We start from the raw sequence: 15110 nt of genomic DNA on the forward strand, positions 1-15110 counted from the left end.
TAATAAGTTCACTCTAAAGGCAGTCATATTAACATTTTTATTACAATTAGGTTAGGTCCTATTTTATGCTGAATGCCATGGTTTGCGTCTCGTGATTGCTTAATCAACATTAGGAATGTGGACAGTAAACTTAATCCGGTCTTCCGCCATCAATCCAAAGCTAAATATAAAGCCATTAACCTTGGCGATATTTTCCACAATTGCCAGGCCTAGCCCATGGCGATCGGTATTACTGCGCGACTGTTCAGCCTGGAATAATGGTTGAGTTAGACGCTCTAAATCATCGGCTTTTAAACTGGTCAGTAGTTGATTTTCCACACTCAGAGTCATGCCGTTATCGTCAGTCGATAACCTTACTGTTACTCTGGACTTTGGTGGACTGTAATACAGCGCGTTATCAAATAAATTAGTGAGAATAAGATGTAATGAAAACTCATCGACCAAAATACTGCTATTACGCAGATAATTTTCTACCTGCATACGCTCAGTTATGGTGCTGTACTTAAACGCTAAGGCTTCAATAACCCGATCCACTAAATCGGTAACATCAAGCTGCTGTCGATGTAGGTGCATATTTTCAGACGAGGCTTGCTGCAGCAGTAATAAGTTACTCACAATAGTCTTCATCCGCAGACTAATATTGAGCACATCTTGCTTGTATGTGGCACCAATACGCTGATCATCCGGGTAGCGAATATAGATCTCACTTAAACTAATAAGTTCACTAATGGGTGTTTTCAACTCATGGGCAATATCGGCAGTGATCCGCTTTTCAGTTTGCAAATATTGCTGGCTAATTTTAACGAACTTATTCAATTCATTACGTATCGGTTCAATCTCAAGATAACGTTCAGACTCGGTTGATAACGGGATATATTTTTGGGTGACATCAACCGTTTTTAACGCGTTATTCAGTTCATTTAACGGCACTAACCCCCGAGAAATAACTTTCACTACAGCCCAGCGGATCAACACAATCACTAACAACAAACCAATGGCTAAACTGGAATCAATGATGACTAAAATTTGAGTTAAGTCTTCAGAGCTAATAGCCACGGTTAACCACATTGGCTCAACGGTATATCCTGCCTCATTGCGCATGGTGCTTGGCACTTGTGGCTCAAAGTATGACACCATGGCACGCCCTGAGCGCCCGTCGGGTAATTCTACATCAGCAAAAATAGCGCTATTGATTGGCATATCTTTTTTGAGCAAATCGCTACCTGAGAAATGACTCAATGACTCCGAACGTTCAAAGACAGCATCGCCTTGCCATAGCTGGAAAAAGCTGGCTTTAGTTGAGGTACCAAACTCAGGCATAAATTCGCCCGCAAAATCAAACTCGGTGCCTTCAGGGGTTACTTTTACTAACGTTTTTAAATAATTAGATTTATCAGTCAGTGCATTATCAAACTCAACATCAACCCAATTGTCGATACTGATATCAATCGCCAAAAATACCATAATTAAAATTGCGGTCACCACGTAGGTCATGGTGTTCATTAGTTTAGTGGTTAATGACTTCATGCTTGCACATCCACAAAATACCCAAACCCACGCTTATTTTTAATCGGTAACATCGCCCCAACGGCTTTAGCTTTTTTACGTACCGACGATAAATGCGCTTCAATGGTATTTTTAGATAAGTGATTAAACGATCCCACTACCGCCTCGCTGATTTGTTCAGGATTTAACACTTGTTTAGGGTTATTAAATAAGTATTCCACTATCTTAAATTCGTTTTTAGTCAGGTCGATAAAATGGCCATTGACCCGCAAAGACTTATTGCTTGTATCAAGGACAAAATCAGCAATATTAATTGTTTTTGCTTGTTGGTTTAATTCGCCACGGCGCCCCATGGTAATCAACCGCGCTTGTAGCTCATCAAACGAAAATGGTTTGGTTAAATAATCATCCGCGCCAGACAATAATCCGTTAACACGGTCTTCCGCCTGAGATTTTGCTGATAAAATAATGACTTTAGCTTGGTTACCTAGCTTACGGATACTTTTCAATAAGCTAATGCCATCGACATTGGGTAGCATTAAATCCAAAATAATAAAGTCATATTGATTAGTGAGCGCCATGCTCAAGCCTTCAGAACCGTCACCGGTTTCATCAACGGTATAGCCCAAATGGTCTAACCCAACCCGAATACCACGGCGAAGTGCTTCAGAGTCTTCAATTAACAACACTTTCATTGAGCATCCTTTATCATTTTTATGTTTTATCCATGAAACTAACCACTATTTTTGACACGCCTGTGATCAACCGTTACTCATGTTTTATGGCCATAAAACCGCACACCAAACAATCGCGGCCATTAACATACTCACAAACACAAACGCCGATGAGATGTCCTTGGCCAAACCTGATAACGTGTGAAACTCAAGGCCAATACGATCGACAACAACCTCAATAGCAGTGTTAACCAGTTCGGCAAACAATACAAACAGTAACGCTAAAACCAACATCGCAGTTTGTACCACTGTGATATTTGCCACACACGCAAACACAGTCAATGGCACAAACAACATCAACTCCTGCTGAAATGCCGCCTCGTTACGACACATCCAGGTTAAACCGTTAAAAGTATGTTTACAGGTATATAGTAGGCGCATTAGCCCTTGACGTTTAACCACTATTTTAGGCAATTCTGTAGTTTGAGCTTTATTTGCCGAGCTTGATGATGTCATGGAGCCTTCCTAGTTCAATTCACAGTTGCTGGTGATGTCTAATTTAGCATCACGCACTGAGGTGTTTACGCCGTAAAGGCCTAATAAGCTGTGGAACAAGTTGTCGTGTGAGTAGCTTGCTGTTTGAGCATGCTCAGCAATACATTCACGGTCGACACCTTTTGCTTGGGTGTAATCTTGCGGCAACCACATAAACCAAGGCACATGCGTTTGCTGGCTAGGCGCAATACTGTAAGGCGTGCCATGTAAGTACATGCCGCTTTCACCTAATGATTCACCATGATCAGACAGGTAAACCAATGCCACGTTATATTTATCTTGATATTGTTCGAGTACCTTAATGGTTTGAGCCAACACAAAATCGGTATAGGCAATGGTATTGTCGTATACGTTGATGATCTCTTGGTCACTGCAATTTTCAATATCGCTGCGGCTACATGCTGGTGTAAATGATGCTTTATCCGCTGGGTAACGTTGCCAGTAAGTTGGCCCATGGCTACCAATAGTATGTAACGCAATAAATTGGTTCGCTAACCCTTTACCCGACGCGGCACTAGCCTGTGCATCTTGTTGTAGTTTTTGAGTGAGCTTTTCAACTAAAATTTCATCGTAACAACTTAAACCATCACACAATGGGTTGTTTTCGCTAGGTGAAATATCGATTTTATTAATCCGTGCGCCAACCGCTTTATCACCACCATCATTGTCAAACCAAGTCACTTCAACACCTGCCGCCTTAATGACATCAAGCACATTATTTTGCGCATCAGCGGATTCACGGTTGTAAGTGTTGTGCGTTAAATTTGAGAACATACAAGGCAGTGAGTGCGCCGTAGCTGTGCCGCACGACGACACATTTTGCAGCGCAATAATGCCTAGGTTTTCAGTATATGGGTTGGTATTACGCTGATAACCGTTATAAGCCATGTTTTGTGCACGGGCGGTTTCGCCGACAACTAACACCATTAAGGTTGGCTTTGTATTTGCCACCGGCGTTAACTGTGCATCCTCGCCGATAGGATTAAAGGTCAGTTTTTCTGTGAAATAGCGTTGCTTTACAAACTTAGCGGTATTGTAGATATGTGCAGGAATAATCATCTTGTTAAGGTACTTATTATTACGACCTACTGATGCATAATCCTTATAAAAAAACACAATCATTGCACCAATAACAGCCAAACCTAACACCACAAAACCAATACGATGAAACACCGTTTTAACCACCGAAACGCGATCCGTTACGTTGGTGCTCAGCAACCAAATCGATGGCAGCACACCAAACACCAACACATAACCCACAGAGTGCGCATTAATATAAGAGTACGCTTCGCCTGAATTGGTCTCAAAAATGTTTTCAATCATGCTGTAATCAAACATCACGTTGTACTTGAGCATTGCGTACATCGCTGCCGATGAGGTCAGTAATAACACAACCATTACAGGCTTAAACACAAATCTAAAAGCAAATAAACTGAAGATAACCATAAAGCAGCCACTGAGCAAAATAGCTGGAGAGAGCGAAAATAGCACATGGCCCTCTGTCGATAATTGGTAAATTTTGCGAATAACAGGGAAATTTAATACCAGGCCAAAATACACCGCAATAATGAGCGTCATCGCTTCATAACTGATGCTTTTGGGGGTAAGGCGTGAAAGTGTTTGGGTTAATAATTTCAAAATTGCCACTCGCGTTAAACTCGACTGGCGCTGATATTCAACCAAAACACTTAAGATCTACTGAATAAAAACTGAATTATTACTGACTGTAGACATTCAGTTTTCTACAGCAATAAAAAAGCCCTTACACCGTAATGTAAGGGCTTATTAATCAATGTATTAAGTTAACTTAACTTTGCATGAGCAACAATGGATTATTTCTTCAGTTTGGCAAAGGCATCAGCAAAGGCATTGCCCATAGCGGCATTCTGAGTCGCTTTTGCTGGCGTATTTTGCTGCTTTTGCGGTGCGGCTGACTTAGGTTTACCACTATTAGGCTTGCCACTAAATGACGTCTTTTGTGAACCCGATTTTGCTTGGCCCATTTTGGCAGGCGCTGGCTTTTCATCCAGGCGCATACTTAAGGCAATGCGGCGGCGCTCAACGTCCACTTCCATCACTTTTACTTTCACCACATCGCCGGCTTTTACCACGGTATGAGGGTCGCTCACAAACTTGTCGGTTAACGATGAAATATGCACTAAACCATCTTGATGTACACCCACATCGACAAAGGCACCAAAGTTAGTTACGTTCGTGACCACACCTTCTAAAATCATTTCAAGCTTAAGGTCTTTTAACTCCTCTACACCGTCTTTAAAGTTAGCCGTTTTAAACTCACCACGAGGATCACGACCAGGCTTATCCAGCTCAGCCAAAATATCGTTAATGGTTGGCACACCAAAGCTTGCGGTGACAAAGTCAGCCGCGTTTATGTCGCGCAATAAATCGCTATTACCAATAAGCTGTGCCACAGGCTGTTGCTTAGCCGCAGCAATCGCTTCAACCAAGCTGTAAGCTTCAGGGTGAACCGATGAGGCATCAAGCGGATTGTCGCCATTGCGAATACGCAAGAAACCGGCGGCTTGCTCAAAGGCTTTTGGCCCAACGCGCGGCACACTCAATACCTGCTTACGGTTAGTAAACTGACCATTGGCATCGCGGTAATCAACAATATTTTTTGCGAGGGTTTTATTTAATCCGGCGACTTGAGTCAGTAATGGCGCAGACGCCATGTTTAAATCTACACCTACACCGTTTACACAATCTTCGACAACGGCTTCAAGTGACTGCGACAACATACTTTGGCTAACATCATGTTGATATTGGCCAACACCAATCGCTTTAGGCTCAATTTTAACGAGTTCGGCTAATGGGTCCTGTAAACGACGTGCAATCGATACGGCGCCGCGAATAGACACATCTAAATCAGGAAATTCATTGGCGGCAAATTCAGAAGCAGAATAGACCGATGCACCAGCTTCGCTCACAATAACTTTGGTTAAGTTAGGTTGTGACTCTTTTACTGCGGCAATGAGCTCACCGGTCAATTTATCGGTTTCACGCGAGCCCGTACCATTACCAATCGCGATGATCTCGACCTTATGCATCGCCACTAAGTTACTTAAGGTACGAATTGATTTGTCCCATAAGTTTTGCGGTGCATGCGGGAAAATAGTGGTGTGGGCCACCAGCTTGCCAGTGTTATCAACAATCGCCACTTTAACGCCAGTGCGGATCCCAGGGTCAAGGCCCATGGTCGCTTTAGCACCCGCAGGAGCTGCCATTAATAAGTCGCCTAAATTGCGAGCAAACACTTTAATGGCTTCTTCTTCAGCACTTTCGCGCATCTTAGAAATAAACTCAGTTTCCATTTGCAAGGCGACTTTAATACGCCAAGTTGAAGTAACGACTGTTTTTAACCAGGTATCAACGCTAGAGTCAGATAGCACTAACTTAAAATGATTGGCAATAATCACTTCACAATAGCTGCCTTGGTTTGCTTCTGTTTCAGGGTCGGCATTCATCGATAAGCTGAGTACACCTTCATTACGACCACGCAGCATAGCTAAAGCGCGGTGCGATGGGATTTTACTCATCAGCTCATTGTGTTCAAAATAGTCGCGGAACTTAGCGCCTTCTTTTTCTTTGCCTTTCACCATACGGCTCTCAAGCACAGCTTGCTGGCTTAAGTGTTGGCGAACTTTACGTAATAACTCTGCATCTTCAGCAAAGCGTTCCATTAATATGTAACGTGCACCGTCTAATACCGCTTTAGCATCAGCAAAACCGGCTTCAGGATTTAAAAATGCTTCAGCTTTGCTGTCTATGTCCAATGTGCGGTCAGCTAATACGGCATCCACCAACGGTTCAATGCCCGCTTCGATAGCTATTTGCCCTTTAGTGCGGCGCTTAGGTTTGTAAGGCAGGTATAAATCTTCAAGACGGGTTTTACTGTCGGCTTCATTAATGGCTTGCGACAATGCTGGGGTTAATTTGCCTTGCGCTTCAATGCTCGACAACACTACCTGGCGGCGATCATGCAATTCACGCAGATAACCAAGGCGAGAAAACAAATTACGCAACTGAGTGTCATCTAAGCCACCAGTGGCTTCTTTACGGTAACGGGCCACAAACGGTACTGTTGCACCATCATCTAAAAGCGCTATGGTCGCAGTGACCTGTTGCTCGCGAACGTTAAGTTCTTGAGCGATAATCTGGGCAATATTATGCATAGTTGTTCGAATTCGGCATGGTTGAAAATGAAATTATGCTAAAGATACCATAATCTTTGATAGAGTTTTACGTAGATTGGAAAACATGCACCGTAACCGCGATTACGAGATCATCATTCGAGCCTTAACATACGCTTTAGGTGACAGTCCTGTGGTTCGGGTAAAAAAACGGCTGAATGTCGGCATATCCGTAAAACCACATTCATATGCGGTTAATTTAATGTTGCCTTTGTTAATGCCTAATCGGCTAATAATATAATTCACTTTTACATTATCAATAATATTTTGTGGCTTTGAATCTAATAACTTTAATTCTCGTTGTAAACTTCTTGGCGCAACATTCATTAATTGCGCTAAAGTAGAAAGCGATAACGAATGAGAAGGAATACTATTTGCAGCAGCACCCACTCTGTCTAATTCATTTATATTGGCTACAGCTAAACACTCGCCAGAATCTTTATCGCCTTCATCTTTATTTATGGTGACGCTAAAACAACCATGATTAAATTTAACCTGTTCAAATACATTAATATATTTACTATAAAAATCACGCCCATATGGAAGGCAAATTAACATATCATCGGGGTTATTTAATAGCGGCTTAAATATTTCGGTCATGCAGAAATAGATAAACAAGTCATCGTACTTAGACGCTCTTTGCTCTGAGCCTCTTGCTGCAACTAGCGTCACGCTTGTGTCGGTAACAATACTTGACCAGGCAAGGTCAGAAATACTGCGATAATAATGAGTAAAATCTAATAGATTAAGTGCCGCAGACTTATTAAAATCTAATATCTTAATAGTAAAGGGAATTAACCTTTCCCTGAACACATGTTCTAATTCAAAAAAGAAGTATGGATTATTATCTAACACTTCCATGTCATGTAAAATATTATTAACAGTATAATAATTAATCTTATCGTCATCCGCTAAAAAACGGATATGTTGATAATGGTCTGGCACAGAAATACCTTTGCTATCGCAATACTCGATAACCATTTTAGTGTGCAATGCAGGACGGCATTTAAATTTTATCACTGGGTGAACTTTACCTCGTTAATTTACTCTAATTTACATTTTATCTTTTTTGTTATATTGAGCATTGATCTTAGTCACAGTTGTCGTTTTATGCCAATTTCTACGCATGGTTAACCTCCGAATAGACCTCTAAACTACCTATTACGATATACATCATTTACGTAATTAAGGTAGGAACTCCTATGAACGCATACAAGCAATTGCTCTTTGCGCTTTCACTGGTCATTTATGGGTGTGCATTTAATGCCGCATCTTCACCCTGGGAACAGCTCGATGCTGACCAACTTGAATCAGCACTCACTCAAAAATTCGCTGACGGTAACTACTCACCCAAAGGTGCTGACAGCTGCTTAATGTGTCATAAGAAAAGTGCCAAAGTGATGGACATCTTTAATGGCGTTCATGGCAATTTAAACAATTCAAAATCACCGATGGCCGGCCTACAATGCGAAGCCTGTCATGGACCGCTCGGTAACCATAACCGCGGTGGTAAAGAACCGATGATCCAGTTTGGCCAAAACAGCAAACTGTCTACTCAAACTCAAAATACGGTCTGCCAGGGTTGCCATAACGATGCCAAGCAAATGGCGTGGCATAACAGCACTCATAACCTTGAAGATGTGGCTTGTGCCGACTGCCATGTTGTTCACGCCGCGACCGACCCAGTATTAGAAAAACTCACCGTCAATGATACCTGCACCAATTGTCATACGCGTGAAAAAGCCGACATGAACAAACGCTCGAGTCACCCAATGAAATGGGACCAAATGACCTGTATCGATTGTCACTCTCCACACGGTTCAATGACAGAAAGCGCGTTAAACAAACCTTCTATTAATGACACATGTTACAGCTGCCATGCTGAAAAACGTGGCCCAGTATTGTGGGAACATGCGCCAGTGACCGAAAACTGCATCACGTGTCATAACCCACACGGTAGCGTTAACGAAAGCATGCTAACGCATCGCGCCCCACAGTTATGTCAGCAATGTCATGCCGATGATGGCCACGCCAGTCGAGTGGTGCAACAAGCAGGTAACGATGCCTTTGGTGGCGGTAAAAGTTGTTTAAATTGCCATAGCCAAATTCACGGTTCAAACCACCCTGCTGGCAGCACATTGCAACGTTAATGAGGAGTCACACAATGAATTTTAAACTCAATATTATTACCGCCTCATTATTGCTCGCTTCTGCGCCAGTACTGTCAGCTAACTTTGCGGTTAGCCAGGCGAATACCACTAAGGTTGAGCAGCAAAACTATCAATGCCAACGCTGTGAGGTTAACTCAGGCTATCGCGGTAACGTGAGTGTGGCAGCAGGCTACATTAGCCGTGATGATGTCCATGCGGCGAATGCCTTGGGTACCGACCAGGATGGCTTTGTTGCGACGCCTAATGCTGACGTGAAATATCAAAATAATGACGGCTACCAGGCTAAGCTTCAAACTCATCAATTAGGCTATGAAAACAGTTTTGCTGAAATGAGTGCTGGCAAAGCCGGTTTGTTTAATCTCGATGCCGGTTATCAGTTAATCACGACGTACCAATCGGGTGATGCTCAAAGCAATCTTTACTATGACCAGGGCACGCTTGTTAACAGCGCCCAGCCCTACGGTTTTGAGTTGTCACAGCAACGTGAAAAGTTCGATATCACAGCCGACGTTAAACAAGATAATTATCAAGGTTATGTGCAATTTGAAACCGAAGATAAATCGGGCTACACCAGTAGCAGTATTATCACACCGAGTCCGGTGAATATCGGCCTAGTGGTTGACTCAACAACAGATTCATTTACCGCAGGCGCGATATTAAATGGTGCTAACTGGATTACCGAACTCAGCTACTTTGGCAGCCAATATCAAAACAATACTCAAGATTTAAGCCTCACTTATTTAGACGATGTCTATGCTGCTGCGCCAGACAATGAAGCACACCAAATCGCATTATCTGGTCAATATCAGTTAGACAGCACCGTCATGTCTGGGCGCTTTATTGTGGGCCGAATGATTCAAGATGACGATTTAATCTCAATGAACGGTAACCCAATCCAAAATTGGGACGGCGAAATTGAAACCACTGATGCCACCTTAAAAGTGTCGTCAATGCTAAGCAGCCGTTTACGTGTTGGTGGTAGCTACGACTACAGCAACCGCGAAAACAACAGCTCTGTATTTGAATTTCTGCAATATACCTTTAATGATTTAAACGACACATTCAAAGAAAACATCGCCACCGATATTGAACGCGCTACTTATAAGCTCAACGCAAAATATCGCATTAGCCAGGATTACCGCCTACAAGCAGGTTACGACCGCGAAGAAATAGACAGAAGCTACAGTGCCCGTGAAGAAACCCACGACGACACGTTATGGAGCAAGCTGTCTATTCGTGCTGTAGACAACGTTATTATTGATATTAAAGCAGAACACAGCAACCGTGATGGCTCTGAATACCAAACAGATGAATTAACCTCATCAGAAGAAAACGCCTTAATGCGTAAGTATTACCTGGCCAACAGAACCCGCAACAATGTCGAGTTGTCGGTAAACCATACGCCACTCAACTGGTTAAGTGTGGATATCAGCGCTCACTATGCCAAAGATGATTATGACGACACCCTCATCGGCTTAACCGAGTCAGAAGATTACGGCGTAAACCTTAATCTTAATCTCAATATTTCTAAGCATGTAAACCTGTATGGCTTTGCCAGCCAGCAATGGATTAATTCAACCCAGGCCAGCAGCCAAAGCTACAGCACCGCAGACTGGTATACCGACATTGAAGATGAATTTATCAATATCGGCACCGGTATTAGCTACGGCGGCTTAATGCAAGACAAGCTGACACTCGGCGCAGACTACCTATTCAGTAACTCAAACAGCGACACCTATATCACCAGTACTGGCACCTCGCCATACGGTGACTATTACTCGTACAACCACAGCACCAGCTTATACGCAAACTACAGCCTTAGTAACGAAATGGCACTAAAGCTCACCTATCGCTATGAGCGCTATTACGACACCGATGACGCGCAAATGTCGCTTGATGAACCGGCCAGCGTTATCACTTTAGGTGAGTTAAATCATAACTATAACGCCCATCAGGTCATGCTGAACTTCAGCTACTTGTTGTAATCGTTACCAATAACTCAATTTATATATTGCAAGAGGACATCACAATGGAACGCAGAAGTTTCTTAAAAATGAGTGCTGCTATGGGTTGTGCAGCAACCGTCTCGGGCTGTAACTCAAGCTCAAAAGATGCAGTAAAAGTACCAGTAAGCCCACCAGTTTCAGAAGAAACCATAACATGGTCATCATGTTTGGTTAACTGTGGCTCGAACTGCCCGATTAAAGTGTTTAGCCGCGATGGCATGATCACCCGCGTTGAAACCGACCATGAGGTCGAAGACATCTACGGCTTACACCAGGTACGCGCTTGTGCTCGCGGTCGCTCACTACGTCAAAGAACCTACGCATTTGACCGCTTAAAAACCCCAATGAAACGTGTTGGTAAAAGAGGTGAAGGTAAGTTTGTCCCAATCACATGGGAAGAAGCCACCACTACCGTCGCTAACAAATTAACCTCAGTGATTGCCGAGCACGGTAACAAAGCTATTTTCAGAAGCTACGGCTCTGGTGCTTATTACGGCTTTGCCTCTAACAGCTGCTTTAACCGCTTATTCAATTTAGTGGGTGGCTTTTTAGATAAATTTGGTAACTACTCTTGGGCGCAACAAACTGAAGCAGCCAAACACACATTTGGTTCTGGCAGTACTTCAGGCTCTGCCACAATCACACTAGAAAGCAGCGACTTTTTATTAGGTTTTGCCTATAACCCAAGCGAAATTAGACAGTCTGGTTCAGGTGAAGGTTACGACTACCTTGAAGCGCTACAACGCAATAATGGTCTAAAAGTCACCATGATTGACCCGCGTTACACAGACTCGATGATCGGTAAAGAAAGCACCTGGTTACCAATTAGACCCGGTACAGATGCCGCATTAGCTGAAGCCATGGCCTACTTAATGATCAGCTCTGGCTGGGTTGATGCCAACTCAATTAACTTCATTAATCAATATGCAGTCGGTTATGACGCAGCGTCAATTACCGCTCAAAAAGAAATTTTTGAAGCTAGCGGTGATGCCACAAAAATTGAATATGCCGCAGCAATGAACCCAAGCGAGAACTACTACGACTATATTATGGGTTTGGGTATTTACAGTGACAGAGGTCCACGCACACCAGCATGGGCTGAGAAAATCACTGGCATTAGCGAAGCAAAAATTAATACCCTAGCCGACGACTTAATGGCCTCTAGCAGACCGTATATTATTGCGGGCGCAGGCGTTAACCGCCATGCAAACGGCGAGCAAAACGTCCGTGCCATTTACATGCTAGGTGTACTAGCCGGTAAATTAGGTCAAGTAGGTGCATCAAATGGCGAGCTGCCAAACATGAGCAGTATGTTCCGTGGTGGTATTCCTACGGGCACTAACCCAATTAAAGAAAGAATCTCTTTCTTCTCATGGACTGAAGCGATTCACCATGGCGAAACCATGACAGCGAGAACCCATGGTATTACCGGTACTGAAACGTTAGATACGCCATTAGGCACCAATATCAAAGTGATTTTCTCAGCGTCTGATAGCACCCTGTTAAATCAGCATTCTGATATTAATAAAACCGCTGAAATCTACAGTAATGAAAACGGTGTAGAGTTAATCGTTTCTTGCGATTGCTGGATGACACCGGGCAGTAAATTTGCCGATATTATTCTACCCGACACTTCATGGCTAGAATCAAACGACCTTGTTAATGACTCTTATGCTTCTGGTGCATTAGGTTACATCACCGCCATGAAAGCGGCTGGCGAACCTATTTGGGACTGCAAGTCTATGTATCAAATTGCAGCATTAATCGCCGAAAAAATGGGCGTAGGTAATGAATTTACCGAAGGCAAAACCGAAGACCAATGGCTTGAAGAACTTTACCAGCAAACCAAAGCGTCTAGCGCTAACGCTGGTGTCACCCCTGCGTTCCCAGACACTTACAAAGAAGCACAAGAAATCGGCTTCTTCCGTAAAAATATGGAAAATCGCAACGTTGCACTTGAGTCATACGTTAACGGTAGTAAGCCATTACCAACACCCTCTGGCAAAATTGAAATTTACTCAGCAGAGCTAGCGTGGCGCGCAGCTAACTGGGAACAAAACAAAGTCAGAGGCGACACCATCACAGCCATCCCACAATACACAGTCACCTGGGACGGCTATGAAGATGAAGACACTAAAACAGATTATCCATTACAACTTTCTGGATACCACACCAAAGGCCGGACTCACTCAAGCTATCACAACGTGGCATGGTTACGTGAAGCCGTAGAAGACGCAGTATGGATGAACGCAATCGATGCGCAAAACTACGGCGTGTCGTCTGGTGATACGGTTGAAATATATAACGAACGCGGCTCAATTGAAGTCACAGTAAGAGTGACACCACGAGTTATTCCTGGCGTTCTCACGTTAGGACAAGGTGCTTGGTTCAAGCCAGACCCAAATAGTAGAACCGGCTCGACAGGTAAAGTTGTGGATATTGGTGGGGCGATTAACTCCCTAACCCGATACATGCCAAGCCCAGTAGCAAAAGGCAATCCACAGCACACTAACCGCGTTCAAATTCGTAAAGTTATTTAAGGGGCACAACCATGAGCGACTCAACCCAATATTGTTTCTATGTCGACACCACTAAATGCACAGGCTGCAAAACGTGTCACATTGCTTGTAAAGACAGACAAGGCGATATCATTCGCAGCTCAACCAAACCTGTAGAAGATGGCGTGCCTACGCTAAATGGCGTTAACTGGCGCCGCGTGTATGAATACGGTGGCGGTTCATGGAATGTGGACCCAAACACTGGCGCTTACGAGCAAGAAGTCTTTGCTTACTACATGTCACTTGGCTGTAACCATTGTTCAGAGCCAGTCTGTGTTAAAGCCTGCCCAACTGGTGCAATGCATAAACGCAAAGAAGACGGTTTAGTGCACATTGAAGAAAGCTTATGTATCGCTTGCGAAAGCTGCTCACGCGCTTGTCCATATGATGCGCCACAGCTTGACCAAGAAAGAAAAGTCATGACCAAGTGTGATGGTTGTTATGAACGCCTGGCAGTAGGCCGTAAGCCAGCCTGCGTAGAATCATGTCCAATGCGCGCATTAGACTTTGATACCGTCGAAAATATCGTGGCTAAATACGGTACCGGCGACTCGCACATAGCACCGCTACCTAATCAATCACTAACATCACCTAACTTGATTATTAAAGCCAATCGTCATGGCCAATCAACAACAGGTGGCACAGGTCAAATTCTGAATCCATCAGAAGTGTAATAATCAAGGCAGTGATAAATCATTATCACTGCCTTCTTTTAAGGACTTAATAATGACTGAAAACAACGTTGCATCAATCGGCGTCGATAAGTTAGAAGAATATCAATCGATTGCACGCATCCTGCATAATGTTTTTTGCTTTTATCCCAACGAAGCACTCATCGACAGTTTTATCGAAAACGACGTTGCCCAAACCTGGCCTGTGTTCGCAGAGTCAGCACCAGAGCAGCCAGGACAGTTTTATCTACAACGATACCTGCAGCAATGGCAAGCCAATCAACTTACCGAGCTACAGCTCGATTATGGCAACCTGTACTTTGGCCCTGGCGAACCTAAAGCCATACCACAAGGTTCGGCCTATTTAGGCGAAGAGCAAGTGCATTTTGATGTATCAACCTTAGCGCTTGTCGACTTTTATAAACAACATAAAGTTGAATTCAAGCTCGATATGCCGCAGCCTGTTGACCATATGGGGCTATTTTTTAGTGTGTTAGATTCAAGCTTTCAGCGTTTAATTGGAGCAGACTCGCACACTAACAAAGACGAACTGATGCAATTTATCTACACTTTATTGCAAAAGCACTTCACTCCTTGGGCAAGCCGTTGTTTAGCGCTCAGCGAGCAACACGCAAACACTGATTTTTACCTTGGTATCGCCAAAATGACCCAAGCCTTTATCAACGAACTGACCAGCACCTTTAACGTACTGCCCATGCCAAGAAAACTGCATCGATAGGTTATTTTGGCTAGCTCAC

At 43.5% G+C, this 15110-nt stretch carries 11 protein-coding genes; 5 read left to right on the forward strand and 6 right to left on the reverse strand.

All coding sequences use genetic code 11. The features are described from left to right. Positions 1 to 99 precede the first annotated feature (99 nt). The 6 genes from AC19MV_RS07995 to AC19MV_RS08020 all read right to left on the reverse strand — a co-directional run bounded on the left by AC19MV_RS07995 (position 100) and on the right by AC19MV_RS08020 (position 7966). Positions 100 to 1527: a sensor histidine kinase gene (locus AC19MV_RS07995; RefSeq protein WP_498306851.1), complete on the reverse strand. Its 1428-nt coding sequence runs from the start codon at positions 1525 to 1527 to the stop codon at positions 100 to 102. After that, entirely contained in the window at positions 1524 to 2201 is a 678-nt protein-coding gene (locus AC19MV_RS08000) for a response regulator transcription factor (RefSeq protein ID WP_432400664.1), read from the reverse strand. The genes AC19MV_RS07995 and AC19MV_RS08000 overlap by 4 nt, the downstream gene beginning before the upstream one ends. 84 nt (positions 2202 to 2285) lie before the next feature. Beyond that, on the reverse strand, positions 2286 to 2696 hold the full coding sequence (locus tag AC19MV_RS08005; protein WP_498306852.1) for a diacylglycerol kinase: 411 nt from the start codon (positions 2694 to 2696) through the stop codon (positions 2286 to 2288). Positions 2697 to 2705: 9 nt separating this feature from the next. Continuing rightward, entirely contained in the window at positions 2706 to 4373 is a 1668-nt protein-coding gene (locus AC19MV_RS08010) for a phosphoethanolamine transferase (RefSeq protein ID WP_498306854.1), read from the reverse strand. 194 nt (positions 4374 to 4567) lie between these two features. Further along, positions 4568 to 6928 carry a Tex family protein gene (locus AC19MV_RS08015; RefSeq protein ID WP_498306856.1) on the reverse strand — a complete coding sequence of 787 codons (2361 nt, stop codon included), beginning with the start codon at positions 6926 to 6928 and terminating at the stop codon, positions 4568 to 4570. 102 nt (positions 6929 to 7030) lie between these two features. Then, the gene (locus AC19MV_RS08020; protein ID WP_498306858.1) at positions 7031 to 7966 is read right to left on the reverse strand and encodes a helix-turn-helix domain-containing protein; all 936 of its coding nucleotides are present in this window, start codon (positions 7964 to 7966) and stop codon (positions 7031 to 7033) included. 182 nt (positions 7967 to 8148) lie between these two features. Between AC19MV_RS08020 and AC19MV_RS08025 the strand changes: the two genes are divergently transcribed. Genes AC19MV_RS08025 through AC19MV_RS08045 form a run of 5 tightly spaced genes read left to right on the forward strand, consistent with a single transcriptional unit; the run spans position 8149 to position 15091 of the window. After that, positions 8149 to 9096, forward strand: coding sequence for a DmsE family decaheme c-type cytochrome (locus tag AC19MV_RS08025; RefSeq protein WP_498298063.1), 948 nt, complete (start codon positions 8149 to 8151; stop codon positions 9094 to 9096). A 14-nt stretch (positions 9097 to 9110) separates the two neighbouring features. Beyond that, entirely contained in the window at positions 9111 to 11102 is a 1992-nt protein-coding gene (locus tag AC19MV_RS08030) for an MtrB/PioB family decaheme-associated outer membrane protein (RefSeq protein WP_498306859.1), read from the forward strand. 44 nt (positions 11103 to 11146) lie between these two features. After that, positions 11147 to 13663 (forward strand): DMSO/selenate family reductase complex A subunit, encoded by a 2517-nt coding sequence (locus tag AC19MV_RS08035; RefSeq protein ID WP_498306861.1) that lies wholly within the window; start codon positions 11147 to 11149, stop codon positions 13661 to 13663. Positions 13664 to 13674: 11 nt separating this feature from the next. Beyond that, complete coding sequence (locus AC19MV_RS08040; protein WP_059745892.1) at positions 13675 to 14355, forward strand: 4Fe-4S dicluster domain-containing protein; 681 nt, start codon at positions 13675 to 13677, stop codon at positions 14353 to 14355. Between the two features lie 52 nt (positions 14356 to 14407). Next, the gene (locus AC19MV_RS08045; protein WP_432400680.1) at positions 14408 to 15091 is read left to right on the forward strand and encodes a TorD/DmsD family molecular chaperone; all 684 of its coding nucleotides are present in this window, start codon (positions 14408 to 14410) and stop codon (positions 15089 to 15091) included. Positions 15092 to 15110: the final 19 nt, after the last annotated feature.

This window comes from Shewanella sp. MF05913, from assembly GCF_059758095.1.

Excerpts from the sequence above, each read along its gene's own strand:
- AC19MV_RS08040 (WP_059745892.1), top strand. The coding sequence starts at position 13,675 with ATGAGCGACTCAACCCAATATTGTTTCTATGTCGACACCACTAAATGC.
- AC19MV_RS08025 (WP_498298063.1), top strand. The coding sequence starts at position 8,149 with ATGAACGCATACAAGCAATTGCTCTTTGCGCTTTCACTGGTCATTTAT.
- AC19MV_RS08005 (WP_498306852.1), bottom strand. The coding sequence starts at position 2,696 with ATGACATCATCAAGCTCGGCAAATAAAGCTCAAACTACAGAATTGCCT.
- AC19MV_RS08045 (WP_432400680.1), top strand. The coding sequence starts at position 14,408 with ATGACTGAAAACAACGTTGCATCAATCGGCGTCGATAAGTTAGAAGAA.
- AC19MV_RS08015 (WP_498306856.1), bottom strand. The coding sequence starts at position 6,928 with ATGCATAATATTGCCCAGATTATCGCTCAAGAACTTAACGTTCGCGAG.
- AC19MV_RS08035 (WP_498306861.1), top strand. The coding sequence starts at position 11,147 with ATGGAACGCAGAAGTTTCTTAAAAATGAGTGCTGCTATGGGTTGTGCA.
- AC19MV_RS07995 (WP_498306851.1), bottom strand. The coding sequence starts at position 1,527 with ATGAAGTCATTAACCACTAAACTAATGAACACCATGACCTACGTGGTG.
- AC19MV_RS08000 (WP_432400664.1), bottom strand. The coding sequence starts at position 2,201 with ATGAAAGTGTTGTTAATTGAAGACTCTGAAGCACTTCGCCGTGGTATT.
- AC19MV_RS08030 (WP_498306859.1), top strand. The coding sequence starts at position 9,111 with ATGAATTTTAAACTCAATATTATTACCGCCTCATTATTGCTCGCTTCT.